Origin of the sequence: Pseudomonas sp. K5002, from assembly GCF_013386655.1 — a bacterium.
In the GTDB taxonomy this organism is placed as follows: Bacteria; Pseudomonadota; Gammaproteobacteria; order Pseudomonadales; family Pseudomonadaceae; genus Aquipseudomonas.
In genome coordinates this window covers 1-850 of record NZ_JACARK010001624.1, presented here as the reverse complement: position 1 = coordinate 850, position 850 = coordinate 1, and the positions used below count along the sequence as shown (strand labels likewise).

Sequence of the window (850 nt, the reverse complement as noted above, 5' to 3'; positions counted from 1 at the left end):
GACAACCCGAGGCAGCGCAGCAGGGCGCTGGCATCAAAGCGTCGGCTGGCGAAGCGATTGGCCGAGAGCGCCACGGCCACGCCGGAGAGCAGCACCGCCACCAGGCTGGCCATGTTCAAGTAACGTTCGGCCTTGCCCAGCGCGCCGCCGATCTGCTGGTTGCCGTCGCGCGCATCCTGCAGCCGCTGGTTGGCAGCCAGGCCGGGCTTGACCAGGTCGCGATAGGTTTGCAGCACGGTGCCGCCTTGTGGCGCTCGCCACAGGTCGCGATAACTCACGCGACTGCCGGGCTGCACCACGCCGGTGGCGTCAAGGTCGGCCAGGTTGATCATCACCCTGGGCGTCAGGCTATAGAAGTTGCCGGCGCGATCCGGCTCATAGGTCAGCACGCGGGAAAGGCGCAGGGTCTTCATGCCGACGTCGATGCTGTCGCCGATTTTCAGGTTCAGTGCCGTCAACAGCCGTGCTTCCACCCAGGCTTCACCGGGTTTGGGGCCACCTCCGGCAGTTTCTTCGGCGAAGGGTTCGGCGGCGCTCTTCAGCTCGCCGCGCAACGGATACGCCTCGTTGACCGCCTTGATGCTGGACAGCTGGATGCCGGCGTCAGTGGCAATCACGCTGGAGAATTCCACCACCCTGGCGTGCTGCAGGCCCAGCTCGGTGCCACTCTGGATTTGCTCGGTGCGGGCGGGTGAACTGCCTTCCAGCACCAGGTCGGCCGCCAGGAACTCGGTGGCGCGCAACATCATCGCGCCGTTCAGGCGGGCACCGAAGTAACCGATGGCGGTGCTGGCGGCCACGGCCACCAGCAGGGCGAAGAACAGCACACGCAGTTCGCCGGCGCGGGCAT

1 protein-coding gene is annotated in these 850 nt (G+C 66.7%); it reads right to left on the bottom strand.

The features are described from left to right. A partial coding sequence (locus tag HX846_RS38340) for an ABC transporter permease (protein WP_372242080.1) occupies window positions 1-850 on the bottom strand: 850 nt, incomplete at both ends.